The sequence below is a fragment of the Shewanella loihica PV-4 genome (assembly GCF_000016065.1).
Classification (GTDB): Bacteria; Pseudomonadota; Gammaproteobacteria; order Enterobacterales; family Shewanellaceae; genus Shewanella; species Shewanella loihica.
Genome location: NC_009092.1, coordinates 120,694 through 145,718 on the forward strand (window position 1 = coordinate 120,694; position 25,025 = coordinate 145,718).

The window sequence follows — 25,025 nt, forward strand, 5'->3', positions numbered from 1 at the left end:
TCATGCACCGACACCGAGTCGTTGCCGCACCAGGGCGGCGTGTTGAGGTTGATAGATGGTTTGGCCGATCAATTTGAAATCGCTCGAGATATTATGCAGCGTCTCCGAATGACCGATAAACAGGTGGCCATCGTCGGCGAGCAGTCGTCGAAACTGGCGGATGATCTTCACCTTGGTCTGGGCATCGAAGTAGATGAGCACGTTGCGACAGAAGATGAGATCGAAGGGGCCATGCATGGGCCACTCGCCTAGTAGATTTAGCTGCTTGAAGTGGATTAGCCGCTTGAGTGAGTCGCACAGCATGACCTCGCCGGGATGGGGCCCGGGTTCCACATATTGGTTCAGCAGCGCCTTGGGCAGGTTGGCCATCGCCTCCTGGCTGTAGATACCGGCCCTGGCCTTATCCAGCACGTTAGTGTCGAGATCTGTAGCGAGGATTTTGAGATCCCAGCTGGCGGGCGGAAAGTGTTTAGCCAGGATCATGGCGATGCTGTAGGCCTCTTCGCCGGTGGAGCAGGCCGACGACCAGACGCGCAGGCGACGGTCGCGTCTCTGTTGCCATTGAGGCACTAGGTGCCGCTCCAAATAGTCGAAGTGGTGGGCCTCGCGAAAGAAGGAGGTGAGGTTAGTGGTCAGGGCATTGATGAAGTTGATCAACTCGCCGCCGTCGTCCTCTAGTCTCTGGCAATACTGATGGAAGTTGTTCAACTTGAGTGCGCGCAGGCGTCTGCTGAGGCGCGAGTAGACCATGTGCTGCTTCCTGTCTGGCAACACTATGCCCGACTCGCGATAGGCAAGCTGTCGAATAAATTCGAAGTCTTGCTGCGCCATCGGAAATTCCTTTTCGTTGCTCTGTTCCAATTGCATCCCCTAGCCTGATATTGGCTGCTGGCTATCGAATCGACTCTATGGGGCGCCTTCCTCTGGCGCCCACAGTTCCTAAAACTCGTTCCACTCCTCGTTGCTGATGTTCAGGGGACCGTGGCTATCGCCGGCCACCAGGGAGAGCGGTGCCGAGGTCATGCCCGAATGCATCGGAGCTTGAGACTGGAAGAAGCCGAGCTGAGACTTCATGTTGCGTGCCTGCTCGGCCATGGCATCGCCGGCGGCCGATACCTGTTCGACCAGGGCGGCGTTTTGCTGGGTCATCTCATCCATCTGGGAGATCGCCTTGTTGACCTCCTGAATACCCGCCGACTGTTGATCCGAGGCGATGCTGATCTGGCTGATCATATCGGCGACTTTAGTCACCGCCTGTACGATATCTTCCAGGGTCTCACCCGACTGGTTCACCAGCTGGGTACCGTCGGTCACCTTGGTCACGCTGTCACGGATCAGCTCCTTGATCTCCTTGGCGGCGCCGGCGCTGCGCTGTGCCAGGTTACGCACCTCGCCAGCCACCACGGCAAAGCCGCGTCCCTGCTCGCCCGCTCTGGCGGCCTCGACGGCGGCATTGAGGGCCAGCAGATTGGTCTGGAAGGCGATCTCATCGATCACCCCTATGATGTCGGCGATACGCTTGCTCGATTCGTTGATTGCCTCCATGGCAGTCACGGCCTGCTCCACCACCTTGCCGCCGTGGGCGGCCTTAGTGTTGGCCTCCTGGGCCAGCTGATTGGCGACCGTGGCGTTTTGCGCGCTCTGGGTGACGGTTGCCGTCATCTCTTCCATGCTGGAGGCTGTCTCTTCGAGGGAGGCGGCCTGCTCCTCGGTGCGCTGACTCAGGTCGGCGTTACCCTGGGCGATCTCTTCGGCGCCAGAGGTCACTGTATTGGCCGACTGGTTGATGCCGTCGAGGACCTCGGTCAGCTTGGCAGCGGTGGCATTGGCATCGGCCTGTAGCTTGCCGAACTGGCCCTGATACTCGCCCTGGATCTGACGATTGAGATCCCCCTTGGCCAGGCCGTCGAACATGTTCACCACATCGCCTATCACCTGGTCGGCGATGCCGACGAGACGGTTGAGGCCGTTGGAGAGATTGAGGAAGAAGCCCTCCTTATCTTGGGTGCCTACCCTCAGGGAGAGATCCCCCTTGCTGGCGGCGCCTATGATGGAATCTATCTCATGTTCTATCGCCACCTCGGCGGTTCTGTCGGCCCATTCCACAACCGTGCCTATGCTTTCACCGTTAGGATCGCGGATAGGGTTGGCGACTACCTGGAAGGTGCGTCCGCCAACCTTGAGCTGGCTGGTGTAGGTGGTGGTCAGCGTCTTGAGCAGGTTGCGTTGATGGCTGGGATTCTTGTGGAAGTTGTCTATGTTGACGCCCATGAGGTTACTGGCGTCGAAGTTAGGCAGATCCTTGGCAATATCATTCTGCGCCTGCTTGAACATCTGGCTGACGGCCTTGTTCATGTAGATGATGTTCAGATCGGCGTCGGCCACCATGGTATTGGAGGAGACATTGTCCAGCGCCTGCTTGATGCGGGCATTCTCGGCGGCTAGTTGACGTTCCTTCGCCTCCTTAGCCAGCTTCTCGGTGACATCCTGCCACTCGACCACAGTACCCGTGCGCACGCCATTCTCAAATACCGGGGTGGCGATCAGGGTGAAGTCTAGCCCCGCGACCTGAATGCTGGTGTCGTAGCTGCCGGTGAGCCTGTCGAGCATCTTACGTTGATGGGCCGGGTTCTGGTGGAAGATATCGATATTGCTGCCGAGCAGGCTATTGGTATTGAATTTGGTCAGCGTCTGTTGCAGCGTCTGCTCATTGTCCTTAAGCATCTGGGTGACAGAGTCGTTGAGGTAGATGATGTTATAGTCGGCATCCGCCACCATGACGTTGGCGCGGCAGACATCCAGCGCCTGCTTGATGCGGCTGTTCTCCTGGGCCAGCTTGTTCTCCGCATCGGCCTTGGCCAGGGCCTCGGTCTTATCCTGCCATTCGACCACAGTCGCGATGCGTTGATGTTTGTCGTCAAATACGGGAGAGGCGATCAAGGAAAAGATGCGACTACCCACCTTAATCTGCGCCGAGTGAGGGCGCTGCAGCTTAGCGATGATGTTTTGTTGATGGCTGGGTTGCTGGTGGAAGGTATCCATGTTGGTGCCGATAAGCGTGTCGACACTGAAGCTGGCTATCGCCTGCTGTATGTCGGACTCGGCCTTTTCCAGGGTCTGGCGCAGCGACTGGTTGAGGAAGTTAATATTGCCTTGGGGGTCGGCAAGCATCACGTTGGCCTGGCAGATCTCCAGTGCCCTGAGCTGTGCCTGATTGCCCTGGTTGGCATGCCATTGCTGGGTCAGGCTCTGGCTGATCTCAGGCCAATGGGGATAGTCGAAGGCGGAAAAGCTCGGCGGATTCTTGCCTTCGAGTGCCTGGTGGATCTCCTCGAAGGCTTGCCGCAGACTGTGTTGCGTCTGCCCCTGTTGTTGAATACCCAGGGCGATGACGGCGATGGCAACCACCTGAGCTATGCCGACCCAGAGCGAGGGCTGCTGGGTAAAGGCCAATAGGGCTGCGACGCCAGCGATAAGCAGTCCAATGATCGGCAGATTGTTTGCGTTGCCAGTCTTGCTGTTCATTGCATCCATTCTCTGTTCCTCTCTTGCCGGGTTAGGCGCTGACAGCCTGTGTTGAAGCAGCGTCGATATTATTGATGATGTTTGACAGTTGGGCGGCCTCGGGCAGCACCTCACTGCTAAGTAGGGTGTCTATGTCCAGTAGAATCACCATCTTATCCGCCAGATTTGCGAGTCCCTTGATGAAGGTGAGATCTGTCTCTTCGCCGAAGTCGGGGGCGTCGCGCAGATCTCTGTGGTGGACACTGAAGACATCTGAGACGGCATCGACCACTATGCCGATCACCTTGTGTTCGTCGCCGACACAGACCTTGATGACGATCACCACTGTCGTGGGGCCGTAGTCCAGGCTGGCGATTCCGAATCGCTGCCGTAGATCTATGATGGGGACTATGGTGCCGCGCAGATTGATGACCCCTTTGACATGGCTGGGGGAGTTGGGAATGACTGTCGTGGGCTCCCAGCCGCGGATCTCCTGCACCGAGAGTATGTCGACGCCATACTCCTCATCGGCCATGATGAAAGTAAGATACTGGTCGCTGGCATCGTCTTTGGCGGTGAGTGTGATGCCTGCTTCATCTGCCTGTGTCATGGATGAATCTCCCTTCTCATTTGGTTTCCTAGGCGGCGTGCTCTTGGGTACTGTTGATGCCCGCGAGGCTGACTAATCCGGCAATGTCTATGATCAAGGCAACGGTACCGTCGCCGAGTATGGTGGCGCCCGAAATACCGGCCACCTTGCTGTAGTTGTCTTCCAGGCTCTTGATCACCACCTGCTGTTGGGACAGCAGCTCGTCGACCAGGAGTCCTACCTTATCGTTGTTGGCATCGACTACCATCACCAGGCCATCTTTAATCTGTTTGGCATCTGCCTCGTGATGGAAGGCCTCATAGACCTTGAGCACTGGCAGGTATTCGTCCCGCAGACGAATCACCTCATGTTCTTCACTCAGGCGATTGATATGGGCGGCGGGCACCTCGAGCGACTCGTGAATTGCCACTAGGGGCACCACATAGGTGTGCGTGCCGATGCGTACCAACTGACCGTCGAGAATCGCCAGGGTGAGCGGCAGGCGTATGGTAAAGCGACTACCCTTGTCCTGGGTGGATTTCAGCTCTATGGTGCCGTTGAGTTCGTGAATGTTTCTCAGCACCACATCCATGCCGACGCCGCGGCCGGAGAGGTCTGAGACCGTCTCTGCGGTAGAGAAGCCGGGTTTGAAGATCAGCTGGTGAATGGCCTCTTCGCTCAGCTCTTCGTCGCTGCCGACTAGTCCCTTGGCGCGTGCCTTATCGAGAATTTTCTGGGTGTTGAGACCGGCGCCGTCATCGATGATCTCTATGATGATGTTACCGCCCTGATGGAAGGCATTGAGGGTGAGTGTGCCGGTTTCGGGCTTGCCCTTCTGACGGCGCACCTCCGGGGTCTCCAGGCCATGGTCGAGGGAGTTTCTTACCAGGTGCACCATAGGGTCGACTATCTTCTCCATTACCGTCTTGTCCAGCTCGGTATCTTCCCCCTTGAGGATCAGCTCCACCTTTTTACCCAGTTGCTGGCCTATGTCCCGTACCAGACGGGGGAAGCGGTTGAAGGCGAAGCTGATGGGCAGCATGCGGATCTGCATGACACTCTCCTGCAGATCCCGGGTGTGGCTGGCTAGCTGCTCCAGCCCCTGCTTCATGGTGATGAAGGACTCGGGCGTCATCTCCTCCTGCTGACCTATCTGGCCCAGCATGGCCTGGGTGATCACCAGCTCGCCCACCATATTGATCAGCAGATCTATCTTCTCTATGCTGACGCGGATGGATCCGGCGTCCTGGGTCTTGCTGCTGACCACGCTGGGCCTAGTCTGGCTTGCGGGTTTTTCGGGTTGGACACTAGCTGGGGTAGTTGTTTGAGTACTGGCCTGAATATCGCTTTCTGCCGTCGCCTCTATCTCTTTCTCAGTCGTTATCTCACTGGCCTCGCTCGCCTTGGGCTGAGCCTGATAGTCAATGTCGCACTCATCCTCGACCCATTCGAAGGCTTCCTTAAGACGCGAAAGGGGTTGGTCTGTGGTGAGGGTGAGCGACCAGGCGAGGTAGCAGGCCTCGGGGTCATATTGAGTGAAGTCGGGGATCTCCTGCGGCAGTAGCTCGACACTGAGTTCTCCGCACTGACCCAGCTCGTTGAACATCAGCAAAGGGTCGTTACCGTACCTGAGGATGTCCGTGCCGGCCTTGAAGCTGATCTGCCAGGTCGTCTGTTCTGGCGTCTCGGGTTCGCGCTGGGTTTCATCTTCTTGTGACTCGCCCTGGGATAGCTCGGCGGCAAACTTCTGCTCCAGATCGCTGAGCATGGGATCGTCGAAGGTTTGCTGATGCATGACGGCGTCGAGCATGTTACGCAGCAGGTCGACCGACAGCAGGAGTATGTCCTGATGATGGCTGGTCATCTCGCGGCGGCCGTCGCGGATCTCATCCAGCAGCGTCTCTAGCAGGTGGGTGTAGTTGGCGACCTGGTTAAAACCGAAGGTGCCGCTGCCCCCCTTGATGGAGTGGGCGGCGCGAAAGATGGTGTTGATCGCCTCGGGATCCGGCGCGGCGATATCTAGCTTCAGCAGCTCGGACTCCATGCTTTCCAAGCCCTCAAGGCTTTCTTCAAAGAAGACTTGGCTGAATTGACTCAGATCGATTTCCATATCCCACCATCCAGACTCAGATTAACGTAACACCTTGTTGACCGTGGCAAGCAGCTGGTCGGGGTTAAAGGGTTTGACTATCCAGCCGGTGGCACCGGCCGAGCGTCCCTCCTGCTTCTTTTCGCTGCCCGATTCTGTGGTCAGCATCAGTAGAGGGGTGAACTTATAGTTGGGCAGGCTGCGTAGGTTGCGGATCAAGGTGATGCCGTCCATCACTGGCATGTTGACGTCTGAGATCACCAGGTCATAGTCCTGGCTCTTCGCCTGGGTCAGCGCCTCGTCACCGTTGCAGGCTTCGGTCACATCGAATCCCGCCGTCTTGAGGGTAAAGCCCACCATCTGACGCATGGAGGCTGAATCATCTACTGCGAGTATCTTCTTCATTCTTGAATTCTCTCCTGAGCAAGCGCAAAGATCTGTGTCGCGTCGAGCCCCAACTCGGCCAGGGTATGTTCGACCTCCTCTGCGGGCGGCGTCCATTCGATGGCATGGTGGTGCGTCTGGCAATAGTGATGCAAAAAGTAGAGCAGCTGCGCACCTGAGGTATCGACCCGGGTCAACTGGCTGGCGTCGATACACAAGGTGTCGGACGCTGTGAGTTGTTCGGCAATATCGTGGTGGACCTGCTGGATGTTACGAATCGTCAGCTCGGACGCTAAGCGAATCGGACTCTGGGTCATCGGGGGGCTCCTCTACAATCCCTGTCAATAAGACTCCACTAGGATCAAAAGATAGACGGTAAATAAGAGGCTTGCCTGAAAAATAACAGTTTTTTAACTAAATGGGCTCCCAGGAGGGGAGCCCATTAGCGGTGATGAGAGTAATTTTGACGAGTGAGTCTCGCTATTCACCATAGTGAGTCGCCAGGGCGATCACATCATGAATGAGGTTCTTGTTGCGGATCTGCGGCAGCTGTCGCGGATCTAGGCTGGTGGGTTTAACCGTGGCCACCCGGGTGCCGTCGGGAGAGATGAGCACCATGGAGGCGCTGTGATCCACCTGATAGTTTTCGCCTTCGCCCACCATGGTATATACGAATCCCAGCTCACGGGTCAGCGGCAGTAACTGGCTGTGGGGCGCCGTGACCGCAATGAAGTTGGGATTGAAGAAGTTGATGTAATCCTTGAGTTTTACCTGGGTATCCCGCGCAGGATCGACCGACAGAAACACCACCTGCAGATCCACCACGCCTTCCAGTTGTTGATAGGCCGCCGCCAGCTTGCCCAGGGTGGTGGGGCAGACATCCGGGCAAGAGGTGTAGCCGACGAAGAACAGGCTCCACTTGTCTTTTAGCCGGGCGTTGGTGAAGGCCTTGCCGTTCTGATCCGTCAGCTCGAAGGGGGACAGAGGTCGCTGCTGGGGATAGCGATAGCTGGTGAGCAGCTCGGGCGGCGTGGCTTGGCCCGTGAAGTTAACCGCCGCGATCGCCCCCAGGCCGCTGAAGATGAATAAGGTTAGGACTATCCATAGCGGTTTCATCGCGTTAGCTCCAGAGATAGTGGTCGACTAGGAGCAGCAAGAAGAGCAGCATCAGATGGTAGATGGAGAAGCGAAACACCTGCATCGCCAGGCCCGGCTTGTCTCGATACTTGAGTTGCCAGGCCTTATAGATGAAGCCGCAACTCAACAGAGTCGACCCCACCAGATAAAGGGGACCGCACATGCCGACCAGCACAGGGTAGAGGCAGGCCAGCGCCAGCAACACCGTATAGAGCATGATGCAGGTCTTGGTAAATTCGACGCCGTGGGTGACGGGCAGCATGGGCACATCGACCTTGGCATATTCGGCGCGTCTGTGGATCGCCAGCGCCCAGAAGTGGGGCGGGGTCCAGGCGAAGATGATGATCACCAGCAGCAAGGCATGGCCGTGAAACTCACCGGTGATCGCCGTCCAACCCAGTAGGGGGGGCATGGCGCCGGCCAAGCCGCCGACGACGATATTCTGGGGTGTCGCGCGCTTGAGATAGGCGGTATAGATCACCGCGTAGCCGATGAGACTGGCGAAGGTGAGCCAGGCGGTGAGCGGGTTGACGGCCCAGTAGAGCAGCGCAAAGCCGAGAATCGCCATGGCGGTGGCAAAGGTGAGCGCCTTGGTGATAGAGATCCGGCCTTTGGGGAGCGGACGGTTATAGGTGCGGGCCATCAGGCCGTCGATGCGGCGGTCGATCAGATGGTTATAGGCCGCAGCGGCCCCCGCCATCATGCCTATGCCCACCAGGCCGGCGATCAGCGGCTGAACCGGTACCGCGCCTGGCACCGCCAGACACATGCCGACCAATACGGTCAGCAGCATCAGGGCAACCACCCTAGGCTTGGTCATTTCGAGGTAGGCGCGCCAAGGGAGCGGGGTGGCGACAGGCTTAGTGATTGTCATAGGTTTGGCCATGGCGATGCCTCCTTATGCCTTACGCCACAGGGCGTAGTTGATGAAGACCAAGGTGAGTAACAGGAGTGCGGCGCCCGCGTTATGGGACACGGCGATCCCCAGGGGAAGGTGCAGCACCACGTTGCTGATCCCCAGGGCTATCTGCAGGCACAATAACCCCAGGAGTACCCAGGCACTGCGTTTCAGCAGCTGAGAGTGTGAGAATTTAATCATGCAATACACCAGCCAGAGCAGTGCGGTCGCCGTGATGATGGCGCCGAATCTGTGAGCCACATGAATCGTCATGCGGGAGGAGTAATCCAGTATGCCGAACTCGTAGCTACCTTCCGTCTTATGCAGGGGATAGAAGGCATGCAGCGGGTCGAGGTTGCTTACCCAGTCTCCTTCGCAGATGGGCAGTGTGGTGCAGGCCAGCGCCGCATAGTTAGAGGAGGTCCAGCCGCCCAGGATGATCTGCAGCACGAGTAAGCTAAGGCAGAAGAGGGCGTAGGGTGCCAGTTTTCGCAGCCTTGGCTCGCCGCCGGGCAGTCGTAGCGGCTTGGTCCTGAGGTAGAGGAGCCACAATAAGGAGATCAGGGTAAAGCCGCCTATCAGGTGGGACATCACCACCACGGGCATGAGTTTCATGGTGACGGTCCACATTCCCAGCGCCGCCTGAAATAGGATCAGCAGGGCGATAAAGCTCGGCAGCTTCTTAGGAGCATCGGGCCGCCTGAAGCTGATGAAGAGGATGAAGGCGACCAGCAGGCCCAGGGTGCCGGCAATGTATCTGTGGATCATCTCCAGCCAGGCCTTCTCGGGTTCTACCGTGTGTTCGGGAAAGCTGTCCTGGGCTTTGGCCAGCTCATGGCTCTGGGTGGGCACCTTGATCATGCCATAGCAGCCGGGCCAGTCGGGGCAGCCAAGGCCGGCGTCAGACAGTCGGGTGTAGGCACCCATAAGTATCACGCACAGGGTAAAGACCAGGGTGAGTTTGAGTAGGGAAGTCATCTGCATTAGCCGACCCTCGACAGTTTAAGCATCTTTCTTAAGTCGGCGATCATCGCCTTACCCAGCATCAGCTGGGCCTGCTCATCTTCAACCTGGGCATAGCGCATCACCAGGGAGCCCAGGGGATCCACTATGATGATCTCTTCCCGGGTCAGCATCTGGCTGAGCGCCTCGGTAGCCTGGGCTGTAGTGAAGCTGAACTCACTCTCCTGCAGCGCCGCAAGATCGCTGTCTGCCTGTAGCAGTATGATGGGGTTGACCCTGTGTTGGTCCCGTCCCAGGGCGATCTGGCTCTGATGCAGTATGTAGAGTCGGTTCATGCAGGCCTGATCGCATTGGCTCGGCAGCAGGTAGATCATCTGCCAGTGCTTGGGCATGGGGTTGGCCATCGCTAGGCGGGCGTAGTTGGTATCGGGCGGCAGGAGTTCGCCCTTGTTGGTGACGCCACCATGGTAGAGGTTCAGACTCAGCACCAGCTTTGCCACCGCAACGGGTAAGACAAATACCAGTAGCAAGATCAGTAGGGGTTTTGCGCCTCGGCTCTTTGGGGATCTCATCTTAATCCTCTGTTGATTATTTTATGGGTTAGCGCGCGCCAGACACCGAAAAATATCAACTCCCCGAGACGGCTAGGAAGTGACCATTTACCTGGGTGAGCCCCCCGTTAATTCGGGGTGCCTATTGTTTAACCTACAGGGTCAGCTGACTTTGCGCAACAAGTTACGGCATTCATTTGTCTTTACTGGATTCTTTGTTTTTCCTCTTAAATATCAGAAGGTAAGCCATAAGTATCAGAAACGCGGTCGCCATAGAGAACCACTGCAGGGCGTAGCCCTGATGCTTCAGGGCACTCATGGGGATCGGCTGCCAGGGATGGGGGAGCGCGCTGCCCGGAATCGCCTCGGGTTGAAGAATGGCGGGGGCGAGCGGCAGCCCAAGTGTTTGCGATAACTCCGGCAGGTTAAGGTTCTGGATGCGCATGGGGGAGCCCGTCTCGGCCAGTAGATGTTGACTCAGTGGGTTGCTGGCTCGCTGATAGACGCGACCACTTAGTGTCACCTCTCGGCTTAGTTTGGTTAGTTGGGGCAGTTTCTGTCTGTCCAGGCCGCTGTCGATAAAGCCGAGCTCGACCAGCAGCAAGGGATCATCGGCCTCGCTCTCGGTCTCGACACGCATCACCTGGTAGGCCAGATAACCGACGTGGCCCTCATATACCTGGTTGTCCAGCAATATGATGGGGGCGTCCACAGGAGTCGCCTGGACCTCCAGACGATAGCCGGTGAGGGATTCACTTTCGGCCAAGGCGAGCAGACCCTGATAATCCAGCGGCGCGGCGGCCTGCTTGACGGTGAGCGCCTGTTGCAGTGCCTGCTTCTCGGCGGCCCTGTCTAACTGCCAAAGTCCCAGCTTGACCAGAATGGTGAATACCAGCAAAGTAACTAAAACGAGAAAAATCGTGCCACCGCGAACCGTGGGAGCCTTCATGAGCGAAATACTGCTATTTAAGATCGTCTTAGTACTGCTATTGGTCTTCATTATCTTTAATCTTGGCCGGGCCTTATTTGTCTTAGTGAAGGGAGAGGGCAAGGCGCCCATGAGTCAGTATCTGGGGCGGCGTGTGCTCTTCTCTGTGCTGGTGGTGCTCCTGCTATTGATTGCCTTGGGACTGGGGATCATCACCCCCAATCCCAGACCCTATTAGTCTCTAGATTCGTCGCTAAAGCACATAGACGAATACGAACAGGCAGAGCCAGACAACATCCACAAAGTGCCAATACCAACTGCCTGCCTGGAAGGCAAAATGCTTATCCGGCGTGAAATGTCCCCTCAGTACCCGCAAGAAGAGGACGAACAGAAAGATGGTCCCCAGGGTCACGTGCATGCCGTGAAATCCGGTGAGCAAGAAGAAGGTGTTGCCATAGACACCGGATGACAGGGTCAGCCCCATCTCCTGATAGGCGTGGGCATACTCTTTGGCTTGGAGGAAGAGGAAGGCCAGACCTAAGAGTATGGTGATGCCTAACCAGAGGGTGAGCGCCGTGCGTTTGCTCTTCTCCAGGCTCACATGGGCGAAATGCAGGGTGACCGACGAGGTCAGCAGTATGATGGTGTTGTAAAGGGGCAGACCTGTCCAGCCCATGGCCTCCGTCTTGGTGCCGTCCGGTGTGGTGACCAGAGGCCAGACCGCCTGGAAATTGGGCCAGAGCACCTCGTGGGTCATGGCATTGTTCGAGGCGCCACCGAGCCAGGGCACGGCTATGGTGCGGGCATAGAGCAGGGCACCGAAGAAGGCGGCAAAGAACATCACCTCGGAAAAGATAAACCAGCTCATTCCTTGGCGGAAGGAGCGATCCATCTGTTTAGAGTAGAGGCCAGACATGGACTCGCCGATCACAGTCCTGAACCAGCCGAAGACCATGTAGAGGATGACGGCGATCCCGGCTGTAAGGATATAACCGCCGCTAGTCTGCTCCGTCTGTAACTGCTGTACATAACTGCCGGCGCCATAGGCGATGAGGAAGAGGCCGAAGGCACCTATGATGGGCCAGGCACTCTGGGCGGGGACATAGTAGTGTTCATGTTTGCTTGTCATTTCGCAGCTCCTTGCTCAACATCATCTACGTACCCCTTGTCGGTGATGTTGTATAGCGTATAAGAGAGGGTCAGTGTCGAGATCTGCTCGGGCAGCTCGGTATCGACATAGAAGATCAAAGGTAATTGCGCATCGGCATTGGCATCGAGTTTTTGCTGGTTAAAGCAGAAACACTCTGTCTTGTGGAAGTAGGCCGCGCCCTGTCCCGGAGAGACAGAGGGAATAGCCTGTCCGATAATTTGCTGCGCCGATAGATTTTTGGCGTGAAACTGAGTACGAATCACCTCTCCCGGATGCACCTGAATGCGTTTCATCTCGGGGGCGAAGACCCAGGGCATATCTTTCTGGGTCTGTGCCATAAATTCGACCGTTACCGTGCGGCTGGTATCTATGGTTACCGCCTTATATTCGGCGGCGGTCGATTGCGTCTTACCATTGATGCCTAATTTTTCACATAGCACATCATATAGAGGCACCAAGGCGAATCCGAAGCCGAACATGCCCACACAACCTAATAGCAGTAGGCCGATCAGCTTACGGTTGGAGTATGCCTTAGTGTCCGTCATGCTATTTCACCTCGGGTGGTGTCGAGAATGAGTGGTAGGGCGCCGGACTCGGCAGGGTCCACTCCAGTCCCTCGGCACCATCCCATGGCTTGCTGGGCGCCGGCTCGCCGCCGCGGATGCACTTGATCACCACCACCAGGAAGATCAGTTGCGACAGGCCGAAGGCGAAGCCGCCGATAGAGACTATCTGGTTAACGTCGGCAAACTGAATCGAGTAGTCCGGAATGCGTCGCGGCATGCCCGCCAGTCCCAGGAAGTGCATGGGGAAGAAGAGCACGTTAACCGAGATCACCGAGCACCAGAAATGCAGCTTGCCGAGTTTCTCGCTGTACATATGCCCGGTCCACTTAGGCAGCCAATAGTAGGCCGCCGCCATGATGGAGAAGATAGCGCCCGAGACCAGCACATAGTGGAAGTGAGCCACGACGAAGTAGGTGTCGTGATACTGGAAATCCACAGGCGTGATGGCCAGCATCAGCCCAGAGAAGCCGCCTATGGTGAAGAGTATGATAAAGGCCAGTGCAAACAGCATGGGCGTCTCGAAGGTGAGCGAGCCGCGCCAGAGGGTGGCGACCCAGTTAAACACCTTCACTCCGGTCGGCACGGCGATCAACATGGTGCAATACATGAAGAAGAGCTCGGCAAATACCGGCATACCTGTGGTAAACATGTGGTGTGCCCAGACCAGGAAGGAGAGGATCGCGATACTGGCGGTGGCGTACACCATGGAAGAGTAGCCGAACAGCTTCTTGCGGCTGAAGGCCGGTACTATGGCGGAGATGATGCCGAAGGACGGCAAGATCATGATGTAGACCTCGGGATGGCCGAAGAACCAGAAGATATGCTGGAACATCACAGGGTCACCACCACCGGCGGCATCGAAGAAGCTGGTGCCGAAGAACTTGTCGGTCAGTACCATGGTCACTGTACCTGCGAGTACCGGCATTACTGCGATCAACAAGAAGGCGGTGATCAACCAGGTCCAGACGAACAGTGGCAACTTCATCCAGCTCATGCCGGGAGCGCGCATGTTGACTATGGTCACGATCACGTTGATGGCGCCCATGATGGAGCTGATACCCATGATGTGTACCGAGAAGACAAACAGCGCCGTGCTATCCGGGCTATAGGCCGTCGACAGCGGGGCGTAGAAGGTCCAACCAAAGTTAGGCCCGCCGCCTTCCATAAACAGCGAACTGAGCAGGATCGCAAAGGCGAAGGGCAAGATCCAGAAACTCCAGTTGTTCATCCGCGGCAGTGCCATGTCTGGCGCGCCTATCATCATAGGGATCAGCCAGTTGGCGAGGCCGGTAAAGGCCGGCATCACGGCGCCAAACACCATGATGAGGCCGTGAACCGTGGTCATCTGATTGAAGAAGTTGGGCTCCACCAGTTGCAGACCCGGCTGGAACAGCTCGGCACGGATCACCATGGCCATGGCGCCGCCGGTCAAGAACATGATGAAACTGAACCAGAGATACAGGGTGCCAATATCTTTATGGTTGGTGGTAAACAGCCAACGTTTTATACCCGTCGGGTGCTCCTCATGGTGGGTCGAATGTTCGCCAATATGAGTGGCATCCATATCTGCTTCACGCGTTATTGCATTCATAATGCCTCCCTATTGACCCTGTTGCTTGACGTCTGTTGCCTGAACCATGTCGCCTGTGTTGTTACCCCAGGCGTTACGCTCAAAGGTGATCACCGAGGCGATTTCCTGTGGCGTTAACTGACTGGCGAAAGCCTGCATGGCGGTGCCAGGCTTACCGTGAAGCACTATGTCTAGGTGATTCTTAACTGGCCCTGTGGCGATGGCGCTGCCTTTTAGGGCGGGGAAGGCGCCGGGTAATCCCATGCCTGTGGCCTGATGACAGGCGGCGCAGTGGCCGAGATATACCTGTTCACCCTTGGCCATCAGCTCATCCATGGTCAGATCGTCTAACACAGGTGCTTGGGGATCCTCGGCGGTGGAGCTTGCTGCCGCACTCGAATCGGCTGCCGGGGTAGGCACAGATTGAACCGCTTCTGCAGCTGCATCTGCTCCTGTATCAGCCCCGCTCGATGCGCCTGAGTTTGCCTGGTTAACGTCGGCTGCCTGAACCGTATCGCCCGTGTCGTTACCCCAGGCATTACGTTCGAAGGTAACCACGGCGGCAATCTCTGTGGCGGTGAGCTGCTGGGCGAAGGCCTGCATGGCTGTGCCGGAGCGGCCATGTAGCACCACATCCAAGTGATCGGCGACAGGGCCCTTGATGATTGGGCTGCCTATGAGCGAGGGGAATACACCCGGCAGGCCGGCGCCATTTGGCTGGTGGCAGGCGGCGCAGCGGGCCATATAGACTTGTTCGCCCTGAGCCATCAGCTCTTCTTTCGACAGGGTCTTCGACAGTGCGGCCTGCGCCTCGGCGGCGGCCGCGCTGGCCTGTGCCTCCTGCTCGACAATCCAGTTGTCGAAATCGGCCTCGGAAAGTACCTGCACTACGATGGGCATGAATCCGTGATCCTTGCCGCAAAGCTCGGCGCACTGGCCGCGGTAGATGCCTGGCTTGTCGATGCGGGTCCAGGCCTCGTTGATAAAGCCTGGGTTAGCATCCTTCTTTACCGCGAAGGCCGGCACCCACCAGGAGTGGATCACATCTTCCGAGGTCATCAGGAAACGGATCTTACGATTGACCGGCAATACCAGCGGCTTGTCGACCTCCAGCAGATAGTGTTCGCCTTTGGTCTCCTTGCCCTCTATCTGTTCTCTGGGAGTCGCCAGCAGGCTATAGTAGCTGATGTCTTGATCAAAATAGCTGTAGTGCCATTTCCATTGGGAGCCAGTGATCTTGATGGTGAGATCGGCATTGCTGGGATCTTCCATGGCGATGAGAGTCTTGGTGGCCGGGATGGCCATGAGGATCAAGATGACAAAGGGAACGAGCGTCCAGGCGATCTCTACCTTAGTGCTCTCATGAAAGTTTGCCGCGACGGCACCCTTAGAGCGCCTATGGTTGATGATGGCGTAGATCATCACCCCAAAGACGACTAGGCCTATGGCACAACAGATATAGAGAATCGTCATATGAAGGCTAAACACCTTATTGCTGATCTCTGTGACCCCTGATGTCATATTCAGGGGCATATCTGCTGCGAGTATGGTGGGCGTAAATAGCAACGCCAGCAAACAACACAACACTTGCTTCACTAGACTTCTCCTCTGTCAATTGCGAAGGCAACTACAAAGAAGAGCCACACAGTATGTCTCGGCTCTATGCAAACTCTTCAGTTCCCAAAAAAGCAACGATGACTTCAAAGTGCGTCGGTGGTGAATCTCTTGTTCTGCTGGTGGTGACCACGCTTGCACTTACGGCTGAATATATCAGACCAATTTCAGCTACCGTGGGCGAGGTATTACAGGTTCATTTTCGCCGCTCAAGCCGACAACCAAATTGTGCGATATAACAAATAATCGTTGATATCTCTTACTAACTTAATGGCTGTTTAAATATTGATCAAGATCACTTTTATTTTATTTTGCTAAACAAAACAGACACAAAAACGCCCCTTGCGGGGCGTCTGTATGGAAAGGTAGGGCGCGGAATATCAGTGTAGTGAACTGAACAGACTCATGGTTTGGCCGCCGAGATCCTCTTGGGGAAAAGGGTTGGCAGGTAAGTGACCGTTCGCATCTTCGATCACCACTCCCAGGGCGCGGGTATTCTTGGCAACTATCTGTAGGCGACGACTGTCACGGGCATCCAGGGTTTGTGCCCAGCAGATCACCGCACTGGATGTACCACTTGTGAGGGCTTTTTCCATCGCCCACAGGGTTTCGACCTCATCCTTGGTGTGCACCAGTAGGATGCGATCCATACGCACACCGCCGTCGGCCAGCATCTGCTTGTAGCCTATGTTAGGTGGGCTGATCAACACCACCCATTGTCCCTGCTGACTGAGTCTGGCTAGCTCTGGAGTGAGGGCCTGCAGCTCCTGCTTGCCCTGGGTAGAACTTGCCGTAGTCGAGATAGTGTTGCCATCGCCGCGCTTAAGCGAGCTGTCGAGATCGACCCACAGCCCTGGATGACGTGGCGCCATGCCCATTAGGTTGTTCATTGCCAGTCTCCATTTCGAATAACGCCGACGGCCAGGCCTTCGATGCTCAGGCTCTGGGTGGTGAGGTCCACCACGATAGGGGAATACTCTTCATTCTCGGCATGCAGATAGACGGTGCTGCCACGCTTCTCGAAGCGTTTAACCGTTACATCATCTTCCACGCGGGCCACGACTATCTGGCCGTTTCTTGCCTGTTCGACCTTATGTACCGCGAGTAGGTCGCCCTCGAGAATACCTATATCTTTCATACTGTCCCCCCTGACCCGCAGCAGGAAGTCGGCGCTGGGGCGGAACATGCTAGGGTCAACCTGATAGTGTTGTTCCACATGCTCCTGGGCCAGGATGGGCTCACCGGCGGCCACCTGACCTATGAGGGGCAGGCCGAGATCTTCAGGCTCTTCCTCCTGGGTCAGCTTGATGCCACGTGATGTGCCGGGCATGATTTCGATGCAGCCTTTCTTGGCCAGGGCCTTGAGGTGTTCCTCGGCGGCGTTGGCACTCTTAAAGCCTAGTCGACGCGCAATCTCGGCACGGGTAGGCGGCATGCCCGTGTCGGCAATATTGCGTTTTATCAGATCTAAAATCTCGGCTTGTCTCGGGGTTAAGGGTCTCATGATTAATCCTGTCTTTCCATACAGTACCTGTCAGTATATACAGTATTTTATACAGTGCAAGTATTAACCAGATTTTCTCCCAATCCCATCAAGCGATTAGCGCCTAAAGTGTGATTGATTAGCCGAGTCTGGCCTGTTCAAGGGAGAGCAGCAGATGATGGTAATCGTCGATGGCCGGAAAGTCGGCAAACTGCTTGTGAGGCTGCTGGCTGTCGGGATTCTTGATCCCCAACTGGTAGCCGACGCCAGCCTTCTTGGCTGCCTGTAGTATGGGCTCGCTGTCGTCGATAAACAGGCAGCGGCTGGGATCCAAGGAATACTGATTAAACAGGTGACGCCAAAATTGCGGGTGTTCCTTGGGATAGCCGGTGGCGTGACTCGAGAGCATCTCATCGAGCCCGTTAGCCAGATCTGTATGCTCGAGTTTCAGCGCCAGGCTGTGGGGATGGGCGTTGGTGACCAAGATGCGCCGCTTGCTGTGTCTGGCCAGTGCGGTGAGAAAGGGCATGCTGTCCTGACGTAGCTGGATCCGGTCCACTAGAGTGTGGTGCAAAGCCAGGATGTCTAAACCCAGCTCCTGTTGCCAATATTCAAGGCAATACCACTCCAGGGTGCCGAAGACCTTGGCGTAGGCACTCTCCACCAGTTGTTGGGCGTCGGCCTTTGGGATCTGCCTTTGTTCACACAAGGCCTGAGGCACCAGGCTAAGCCAGAAATGGTTGTCGAAATGCAGATCCAACAGGGTGCCGTCCATATCCAGCAGCACGGTATCTATCTTATTCCAGGGAAACATAAAGCGAGTAAAAAAATTCCTTGGTTTGAGTTGTGGATTAGGCCCATCATAGTAAGATTGAGTGGTTAAGCAAACGCCATTTTTATCAGGAAGTTTCATGCCGGACAAAAAGCCGCAGATCCTACATGCCGAAGTTGTTGCCCAGAGCCGTCTGTTTCAGATAGAGCAGGTGCATTTAAAATTTTCGAACCAGGTTGAGCGCCAGTATGAGCGCATGAAGGGCAACGCCCGTGGCGCCGTGATGGTGGTGCCTGTGCATGGCGAGGAGCTATTGCTGGGACGCGAATATGCGGCGGGTACCCACAGCTATGAGCTGGGTTTCCCCAAGGGCCTAGTGGATCCCGGCGAGACCCATGCCGAGGCGGCCAACCGAGAGCTGCAGGAAGAGATAGGTTTTGGTGCGCGTAAGTTGACCCATCTGATGGAGTTGAGCCTGGCGCCCGGCTACTTTGCCAGCAAGATGCAGATCTTCGTCGCCGAAGATCTGTATGAGAGTCGATTGCAGGGTGACGAGCCCGAACCCATAGAGGTGGTGCGCTGGCCATTGAGCCAGTGGTCTGAGCTGTTATTAGAAGATGATTTTTCCGAATCTCGAAGCGTTAGCGCCTTGTTTTTGGCACAGAAACATCTAAAACTAAAGTAGTTAATCCGAATTATCATATTAGGCATTGCCAGATGTAGGCTGTTGGAGTTGTGATGAAGCCAGAAGAGTATGTTGAGCAGGCGATTTCGATTGCCATCGAGGCGGGTGAGGCCATCAAAGGGATCTACCTCGAGGGCAGTTTTGACAAAGAGGTGAAATCCGACAATACCCCGGTAACCTCTGCCGATATCGCGGCCCATGAGATCATCTCTTCCCAGCTAAGCAGCCTTACCCCTGAGATCCCAGTCCTCTCTGAAGAAGATGCCGATATTCCTTTCTCCGAGCGCGCCGATTGGCAGCGTTACTGGTTGGTAGACCCTCTCGATGGCACGGGTGAGTTTATCGCCGGTAGCGGCGACTTCTCGGTGATCATCGCCCTGGTCGAGCACAATCGTCCCATCATGGGAATCGTCTATGTGCCCATGACGGGTGTGGTTTACTATGCCGTGGCAGGCCTGGGTGCCTACAAGCGTAGCAGCAAGGGCGAGGTGCGTATCGCCAGCAAGCAGCTGACCAAAGACGATGAGCCCTGCCTGCGTCTGGCGGTGAGCCGCCGTCAGGATCCTCAATCTGTGTTGAAGCTTTTCAATCATCCTAAGCACTGTGAACTCGTGGTGCTGGGCGGTGCGGCGCTAAAGAGCTGCCTGGTGGCAGAGGGCCGCGCCGACTGCTATGTGCGCATTGGCCCAACCGGCGAGTGGGACACCGGTGCGGCGCAGATCATCATCGAAGAGGCCGGTGGCCAGGTGATGGATCTCGAGTTGCAGCCGTTGAGCTACAACGAGCGCGAATCACTGGAGAACCCCAACTTCATCGTCGTGGGCTCGACTCACCTGCCATGGGATGAGCTGTTAACCGGTGAATAATCCTAATCTTATCAGTGTCGAGGCGGCTTGTAAGACTCAGCTGCCGGCGATCTATCGTCTCGAGCAGGGGCTCTTTGGCGACCATGCCTACCCGGATTTTTTCTTTCGTCAGAGCTTCGATTGCTGGCCGAGCGGGCTGCTTGTCGCCTGCGATAACGCTGAACGCCTGCTCGGTTACATCTTGCTGGCAAGGAGTGAACAGGCCGACTGTGCCTGGATCCTCTCTGTGGCCGTCGACGATGCCGCTCAGGGTCGGGGCATAGGCAGGCGCCTGATCACCGAGTCTCTGAGTGCGCTGCCAGATGGTGTGGCCCAGGTGAAACTCACGGTGGCGCCGGAGAATCCCGCCAGACACCTCTATTCCAAGCTGGGCTTTGTCGAGCAGGGGCTGGAGGCCGATTATTTCGGCCCGGGCGAAGACAGGATCCTCATGATACTCCAGCGATAAAATCCTAATTTTAATCTACCCGGTGAAAAATAGTCTTATTGTGAACATTGTTTTTTATTTTGCTTGCTGGTAACTTGTGCACAAATTGACAGCGCGATGGAGCCGAGATGGCAAGACGCAAAGAACATACTCATGATGAGATCCGGGCGATGGCAACCGCCGCCGTGCTGCGCCACCTGGAGGTCGAGCCGCTCGATAGCCTGAGCCTGCGCAAGGTGGCGGCGGCCATAGGTTATGTGCCCAGTACGCTGGTGAATCTCTTCGGCAGCTATCAGGGCTTGCTGCTGGCGGTTGCCGAGCAGACCCTGGATGAACTGTATAAGCGCCTGGCTGCTAAAGCTCAAGCTTTTCAAGATTATGCATCTCAAGAGCAAGCTGCTCAAAGCCAAGCGTCTGAGTCGAGTCAGCTTGAGGCGATGGCCGGGGCCTATCAGCAATTTGCTTTCGCGCAGCCAAGGGCGTTTCAGCTGATCTTCGAGCTAAAGGCGACGGAGGAGCAGGGGCTGAGCGATCACCATGCCCAGCTAATCGCGCAGCTGTTCGGCCTGATTGAGTCATGCCTGGCGCGTCTGCTGCCCGAGCTTCCGGCCGAGCAACTATTACTGGCGAGCCGCGCCCTGTGGGGCGGCGTCCATGGTCTGGTGAGTCTGGCGCTGGATGATAAGCTCTTTGCCCCAGGGATCGGTATTGAGCAGGCCATTAGTCATCATCTCGCGGTACAACTTAAAGGATTGGGTTATCACAAGGAGGCGTTATGTTGTTAACCAAGCGGTTTTTCCCCTATTTTGCGACCCAGTGTCTGGGCGCGCTTAACGATAATATCTACAAGAATGTGCTGCTGCTGATGGTGACCTACAGCCAGATAGAGAGCCTACCCATTAGCGTCAACCTATTTGTTAACCTCGCCGCCGGCGTATTTATCCTGCCTTTCTTCCTGTTTTCCGCCCACGCGGGTGTGGTGGCAGATAACATGGATAAGGCCAAATTGATCAGACGCTTAAAGCAGCTCGAGTTGGTGATCATGTCCTGCGCCGCCATGGCGATCTTGACCCAGAGTTACATGATGATGTTGCTGCTGCTCTTCTTGACCGGTAGCCAGTCGGCCTATTTTGGGCCGGTCAAATACTCGCTGTTGCCTCAGGCGCTTGCGGAAGATGAGCTGGTGACGGGCAATGCCTGGGTGGAGATGGGCACCTTCTTGTCGATCTTGATAGGTACACTCAGTGCCGGGCTTCTGGTGGCCAGCGACAAGGGCATTATAGCTACCGCGGCGACCGTGTTTGTGCTGGCCGTTGCCGGCTATCTGGCCAGCCGCGCGATCCCTGCCATGCCGCCGCAGGGAAATGTCACTAAGATACGTTTCGCGCCTCTGTCTGGCACCTGGCGCAGCATCGCCAAGGTGAGGAAGACGCCGAGTATCTGGATGGCCATCTTAGCGATCAGCTGGTTCTGGTTCCTCGGGGCGACCTATCTGACCCAGTTCCCCAACTTTGCCAAGTTGCATCTGCACGCCGATGCCACCGTGGTCTCACTCCTGTTGGCGCTGTTCTCTATCGGGATTGCCGCGGGCTCCTTCCTGTGTGAGCGCTTCTCCTTCGGCCATGTGGAGCTGGGGCTCTTGCCCTTCGGCGTGGCTGGGCTAACTCTGTTTGGTGTGGATCTGCTGTGGTCGCTGCCCGAGTTGCCCGCCCAGGCTGAGACCATCTATAGCTTTAGCAGCTTTATCGCCGAGTCACAGCACTATCGGGTGATGTTTGCCCTGTTTATGGTGGGGGTGAGCGGCGGTCTGTTTATCGTGCCCCTGTACGCCTTTATTCAGTCGCGTGCCGACCGGGGTGAGTGTGCCCAGGCCATCGCCGCGAACAATATCATGAACGCCCTGTTCATGGTGGTCTCGGCGGTCATGTCTATCTTGCTGCTAGAGGTGTTTGGCTGGCAGATCACAGAGCTCTTCCTATTGCTGGCGCTGCTCAATGCCGTCGTCGCCCTCTATGTCTATAGTCAGGTGCCCGAGTTTACCCAGAGATTTGTCAGTTACCTGCTGAGCCATATCCTGTATCGCGTCACAGTTACCGGCCGCGACAAGCTGCCCAGCGAAGGTGCCGGCATCATAGTGTGCAACCATGTGAGCTATGTGGATGCCTTGATCATCATGGGCGCCTCGACCCGCCCGATCCGTTTCGTGATGGATAAATCTATCAGCGAGATGCCGCTGCTCAAGTATCTGTTTCGCCATGCGGGTGTGATCCCCATCTGTTCACCGCGGCAGAGTGAGGCGACCTATAATCAGGCGTTCGAGTCTATCCATCAGGCGCTGGCCGATGGCGAGCTGGTGTGTATCTTCCCCGAGGGGCGTCTGACGCCTAACGGTGAGTTGGGCGAGTTCCGCCCCGGTATCGACAAGATCCTCGCCCGCGACTCCGTGCCTGTTATCCCTATGGCCCTCAACGGCCTCTGGGGTTCCTACTTCAGCCACAAGGATGGCCATGCTCTGAGTACTAGGCCAAAGCGCTTCTGGTCTAAGATCTCGGTTGATCTGGATGATGTGGTGTCGGGCACAGAGGCTAACCGCCATCTGCTGCGAGAGCGGGTCGAGGCCATGTTGCCCGCATCCTAGTAGGTTGCTGCTTGAGATTAAATAGCGAAAAGCCAGGCTGATGCCTGCTAGCGAGTGGCGTATTCATCCAGCCACTGGTGCATGGCCTGATGGTCGCCCTGGAAGATCACCCTGTCGGCCTTCTTGCCAATCTGATATTGATACATGGGGTCGTAATACTTGCTCAGCAGCAGGGCGATCCATTCGAGGTGCGCCTGGGTATCGCCGCGCTGGGTCTGCACCGCTAATGCGTCTGTGATCATCTGTTGCAGCTCATCGTGCTGCTTGCCGCCCAGGCGTTTCTTGATGCCACTGATGCTGTTGGCCAGGTACTCGGCAAATGCCTCAAAGCCTGCTTCTTCGCCCAGACGCTCGACATAGCCTCGATGCATCTTATGGACATATTCGTCCAGAAGACGTGTCAGCCTTGCCTCCAGCGGTTCCTCCAGGATGACCACGCTGGCGGCTTGCATTCCCATGTAGAAGGCCTTGGGCAGCGCCGAGCGTCCGATAAGGTAGCTCTCATCTTCTAACAGCAGGATTCTCGCCGGGCTCTGTTGATGTTTGAGCAGGGCGACGCCCAGACTGTTTTCGAAGTTGATTTGTGTCGGCTGTCCCTCGTGATAGCGGCCGAAGCTGGATCCCCTGTGATGGGCCAGTCCTTCGAGATCTACTGCCTCCTGGCGTTGCAGCAGAAAGTCTGTCTTGCCACTGCCTGTGATGCCGCTGAGGATCAGCATAGGCCTCGCCTCTGGCGCCCTGTCTATGGTGTCGATAAGGTACTGGCGCATCGCCTTGTAGCCACCCTGAATGTAGGGGACGTCTCTGCCGGCCTCGGCCAGCCATTGCTGGGTTAGCTGTGAGCGCAGGCCGCCGCGAAAGCAATAGAGGTAGGCGTCTGGATGGGCATCGAGATAGGCAAGCCAGGCGTCTACGCGCTGCTGTTTGACCGCGCCACACACCAGGGAGTGGCCCAGGGCGATGGCGGCATCCTGGCCATGTTCCTTATAGCAGGTGCCCACTTGTTGTCGCTCATCGTCGCGCATCAGGGGATGGTTGCTGCTGGCGGGAAAGGCGCCCTTGGTGAACTCTATCGGCGCGCGCACATCCATGATGGGATGGCCGCTGGCCAGGATACGGCCATATTCGCTTGCCGGAATGACGTTAGCCAATTGATGATTATCCATTAGATTAGCTCTACCAGTGGCTGCGACTCAGTTTGCGGCGCCAAATGGCCGATGCATTGGGTCGGCAGCCCCTCTTTTCCCAGCAGTGCCAGCAACTCGGCCTCATGGCTGTTTGATACGGCGATCAGCAATCCGCCGCTGGTTTGTGGGTCGCACAGCAGGGCCTTCTGCTCTTCGTTCACTTCTGGCAGGTGTTCGCCATAGCTGTCGTAGTTTCTATGGGTGCCGCCGGGGATACAGCCGAGCCTGAGGTAATCCATCGCCTTTGGCAGCATGGGCAGGGCATTCAGGTCTATCTTGGCCGCCAGCGTGGCGCCCTGGCACATCTCGATCAGGTGGCCAGCTAGGCCAAAGCCGGTGACATCTGTCATGGCGGTAACCCCGGAGATCTTGGCGATTGCCGCGCCTATCTTGTTGAGTTGGCACATGGCACCCGGTGCGATGTCGATATCCTCATCCGCCAACTTTTTCTGTTTCTGCGCCGTGGTTAGTATGCCGATACCCAGCGGTTTGGTCAGGAACAGCCTGTCGCCCGCCTTGGCGGTATCGTTCTGCTTGAGCTCGTTTAACGGGATCTGTCCGGTCACGGCGAGGCCGAAGATAGGCTCGGGCGCATCGATACTGTGGCCGCCTGCCAACATGATGCCGGCATCCTTACAGGCCTGGCGTCCGCCATCGACCACCTGCTGGGCGATCTCGGCAGGTAAGACGTTGACCGGCCAGCCCAAAATCGCGATGGCCATCATAGGGGTGCCGCCCATGGCGTAGATATCGCTGATGGCATTGGTGGCGGCAATACGCCCGAAGGTAAAGGGGTCATCCACGATCGGCATGAAGAAGTCAGTGGTGCTGATGATGCCTGTCTCATCGTTGAGTCGGTAAACGGCGGCATCGTCGCGGGTCTGATTGCCTACCAGGATATTGGGGTCGTCAAAGCTGGGTAGCTGAGAGGCGAGTATGGTGCCCAGTACTTTAGGTGAAATCTTACAACCACAGCCAGCGCCATGGCTGTACTCGGTGAGTTTAATCTTTTCTGCTGACATAA

Annotated in this window: 26 protein-coding genes; 6 read left to right on the forward strand and 20 right to left on the reverse strand. The window is 56.6% G+C overall.

Going from position 1 to position 25,025, the window contains the following annotated elements:
- The 11 genes from SHEW_RS00550 to SHEW_RS00600 all read right to left on the reverse strand — a co-directional run bounded on the left by SHEW_RS00550 (window position 1) and on the right by SHEW_RS00600 (window position 11,064).
- Window positions 1-831: a CheR family methyltransferase gene (locus tag SHEW_RS00550; RefSeq protein WP_150099928.1), complete on the reverse strand. Its 831-nt coding sequence runs from the start codon at window positions 829-831 to the stop codon at window positions 1-3.
- 108 nt (window positions 832-939) lie between these two features.
- The gene (locus SHEW_RS00555) at window positions 940-3,534 is read right to left on the reverse strand and encodes a methyl-accepting chemotaxis protein (protein WP_011863920.1); all 2,595 of its coding nucleotides are present in this window, start codon (window positions 3,532-3,534) and stop codon (window positions 940-942) included.
- 22 nt (window positions 3,535-3,556) lie between these two features.
- The gene (locus SHEW_RS00560; RefSeq protein WP_011863921.1) at window positions 3,557-4,114 is read right to left on the reverse strand and encodes a chemotaxis protein CheW; all 558 of its coding nucleotides are present in this window, start codon (window positions 4,112-4,114) and stop codon (window positions 3,557-3,559) included.
- 28 nt (window positions 4,115-4,142) lie between these two features.
- Window positions 4,143-6,203 carry a chemotaxis protein CheA gene (locus tag SHEW_RS00565; RefSeq protein ID WP_011863922.1) on the reverse strand — a complete coding sequence of 687 codons (2,061 nt, stop codon included), beginning with the start codon at window positions 6,201-6,203 and terminating at the stop codon, window positions 4,143-4,145.
- Window positions 6,204-6,224: 21 nt separating this feature from the next.
- A complete protein-coding gene (locus tag SHEW_RS00570) occupies window positions 6,225-6,587 on the reverse strand; it encodes a response regulator (protein ID WP_011863923.1) in 363 nt (120 codons plus the stop codon).
- Window positions 6,584-6,883: an STAS domain-containing protein gene (locus SHEW_RS00575; protein ID WP_011863924.1), complete on the reverse strand. Its 300-nt coding sequence runs from the start codon at window positions 6,881-6,883 to the stop codon at window positions 6,584-6,586. The genes SHEW_RS00570 and SHEW_RS00575 overlap by 4 nt, the downstream gene beginning before the upstream one ends.
- 163 nt (window positions 6,884-7,046) lie before the next feature.
- Window positions 7,047-7,682 (reverse strand): SCO family protein, encoded by a 636-nt coding sequence (locus SHEW_RS00580; RefSeq protein ID WP_011863925.1) that lies wholly within the window; start codon window positions 7,680-7,682, stop codon window positions 7,047-7,049.
- Between the two features lie 4 nt (window positions 7,683-7,686).
- Entirely contained in the window at window positions 7,687-8,589 is a 903-nt protein-coding gene (gene cyoE / locus SHEW_RS00585) for a heme o synthase (RefSeq protein WP_011863926.1), read from the reverse strand.
- A gap of 12 nt (window positions 8,590-8,601) precedes the next feature.
- Window positions 8,602-9,585 (reverse strand): COX15/CtaA family protein, encoded by a 984-nt coding sequence (locus SHEW_RS00590; RefSeq protein WP_011863927.1) that lies wholly within the window; start codon window positions 9,583-9,585, stop codon window positions 8,602-8,604.
- Window positions 9,585-10,136, reverse strand: coding sequence for a redox-active disulfide-containing membrane protein (locus SHEW_RS00595; RefSeq protein ID WP_011863928.1), 552 nt, complete (start codon window positions 10,134-10,136; stop codon window positions 9,585-9,587). The genes SHEW_RS00590 and SHEW_RS00595 overlap by 1 nt, the downstream gene beginning before the upstream one ends.
- A gap of 172 nt (window positions 10,137-10,308) precedes the next feature.
- Window positions 10,309-11,064, reverse strand: coding sequence for an SURF1 family protein (locus tag SHEW_RS00600; protein ID WP_011863929.1), 756 nt, complete (start codon window positions 11,062-11,064; stop codon window positions 10,309-10,311).
- On the opposite strand from SHEW_RS00600, the gene SHEW_RS00605 reads away from it, so the two are divergent.
- Complete coding sequence (locus SHEW_RS00605) at window positions 11,063-11,281, forward strand: DUF2909 domain-containing protein (RefSeq protein ID WP_041406252.1); 219 nt, start codon at window positions 11,063-11,065, stop codon at window positions 11,279-11,281. The genes SHEW_RS00600 and SHEW_RS00605 overlap by 2 nt on opposite strands.
- A 15-nt stretch (window positions 11,282-11,296) precedes the next feature.
- Here the strand turns inward: SHEW_RS00605 and SHEW_RS00610 are convergent, their stop codons facing one another.
- The 7 genes from SHEW_RS00610 to yrfG all read right to left on the reverse strand — a co-directional run bounded on the left by SHEW_RS00610 (window position 11,297) and on the right by yrfG (window position 18,240).
- The gene (locus SHEW_RS00610) at window positions 11,297-12,172 is read right to left on the reverse strand and encodes a cytochrome c oxidase subunit 3 (protein WP_011863931.1); all 876 of its coding nucleotides are present in this window, start codon (window positions 12,170-12,172) and stop codon (window positions 11,297-11,299) included.
- The gene (locus SHEW_RS00615) at window positions 12,169-12,738 is read right to left on the reverse strand and encodes a cytochrome c oxidase assembly protein (protein WP_011863932.1); all 570 of its coding nucleotides are present in this window, start codon (window positions 12,736-12,738) and stop codon (window positions 12,169-12,171) included. The genes SHEW_RS00610 and SHEW_RS00615 overlap by 4 nt, the downstream gene beginning before the upstream one ends.
- Window position 12,739: 1 nt before the next feature.
- Window positions 12,740-14,350, reverse strand: coding sequence for a cytochrome c oxidase subunit I (gene ctaD / locus SHEW_RS00620; RefSeq protein WP_011863933.1), 1,611 nt, complete (start codon window positions 14,348-14,350; stop codon window positions 12,740-12,742).
- Between the two features lie 9 nt (window positions 14,351-14,359).
- A complete protein-coding gene (gene coxB / locus SHEW_RS00625) occupies window positions 14,360-15,925 on the reverse strand; it encodes a cytochrome c oxidase subunit II (RefSeq protein WP_011863934.1) in 1,566 nt (521 codons plus the stop codon).
- A gap of 398 nt (window positions 15,926-16,323) precedes the next feature.
- Window positions 16,324-16,833: a cell division inhibitor SulA gene (locus SHEW_RS00630; RefSeq protein WP_011863935.1), complete on the reverse strand. Its 510-nt coding sequence runs from the start codon at window positions 16,831-16,833 to the stop codon at window positions 16,324-16,326.
- Window positions 16,830-17,447 carry a transcriptional repressor LexA gene (lexA, locus tag SHEW_RS00635; RefSeq protein ID WP_011863936.1) on the reverse strand — a complete coding sequence of 206 codons (618 nt, stop codon included), beginning with the start codon at window positions 17,445-17,447 and terminating at the stop codon, window positions 16,830-16,832. The genes SHEW_RS00630 and lexA overlap by 4 nt, the downstream gene beginning before the upstream one ends.
- 118 nt (window positions 17,448-17,565) lie before the next feature.
- Complete coding sequence (yrfG, locus tag SHEW_RS00640) at window positions 17,566-18,240, reverse strand: GMP/IMP nucleotidase (RefSeq protein WP_011863937.1); 675 nt, start codon at window positions 18,238-18,240, stop codon at window positions 17,566-17,568.
- 97 nt (window positions 18,241-18,337) lie between these two features.
- On the opposite strand from yrfG, the gene nudE reads away from it, so the two are divergent.
- The 5 genes from nudE (at window position 18,338) to SHEW_RS00665 (ending at window position 22,814) form a co-directional block, all read left to right on the forward strand.
- On the forward strand, window positions 18,338-18,883 hold the full coding sequence (gene nudE, locus SHEW_RS00645) for an ADP compounds hydrolase NudE (protein ID WP_011863938.1): 546 nt from the start codon (window positions 18,338-18,340) through the stop codon (window positions 18,881-18,883).
- Window positions 18,884-18,936: 53 nt separating this feature from the next.
- Window positions 18,937-19,749: a 3'(2'),5'-bisphosphate nucleotidase CysQ gene (cysQ, locus tag SHEW_RS00650; RefSeq protein ID WP_011863939.1), complete on the forward strand. Its 813-nt coding sequence runs from the start codon at window positions 18,937-18,939 to the stop codon at window positions 19,747-19,749.
- Complete coding sequence (locus SHEW_RS00655; RefSeq protein WP_011863940.1) at window positions 19,742-20,197, forward strand: GNAT family N-acetyltransferase; 456 nt, start codon at window positions 19,742-19,744, stop codon at window positions 20,195-20,197. Before cysQ ends, SHEW_RS00655 begins: the two co-directional genes overlap by 8 nt.
- Window positions 20,198-20,304: 107 nt before the next feature.
- The gene (locus SHEW_RS00660) at window positions 20,305-20,961 is read left to right on the forward strand and encodes a TetR/AcrR family transcriptional regulator (RefSeq protein ID WP_011863941.1); all 657 of its coding nucleotides are present in this window, start codon (window positions 20,305-20,307) and stop codon (window positions 20,959-20,961) included.
- Window positions 20,952-22,814, forward strand: a complete 1,863-nt coding sequence (locus SHEW_RS00665; protein ID WP_011863942.1) for an MFS transporter — start codon at window positions 20,952-20,954, stop codon at window positions 22,812-22,814. The genes SHEW_RS00660 and SHEW_RS00665 overlap by 10 nt, the downstream gene beginning before the upstream one ends.
- Before the next feature lie 47 nt (window positions 22,815-22,861).
- Here the strand turns inward: SHEW_RS00665 and mnmH are convergent, their stop codons facing one another.
- Together mnmH and selD are read right to left on the reverse strand one after the other, a co-directional pair.
- Entirely contained in the window at window positions 22,862-23,980 is a 1,119-nt protein-coding gene (gene mnmH / locus SHEW_RS00670; protein WP_011863943.1) for a tRNA 2-selenouridine(34) synthase MnmH, read from the reverse strand.
- Window positions 23,980-25,023: a selenide, water dikinase SelD gene (gene selD / locus SHEW_RS00675; RefSeq protein ID WP_011863944.1), complete on the reverse strand. Its 1,044-nt coding sequence runs from the start codon at window positions 25,021-25,023 to the stop codon at window positions 23,980-23,982. Before selD ends, mnmH begins: the two co-directional genes overlap by 1 nt.
- Window positions 25,024-25,025 lie beyond the last annotated feature (2 nt).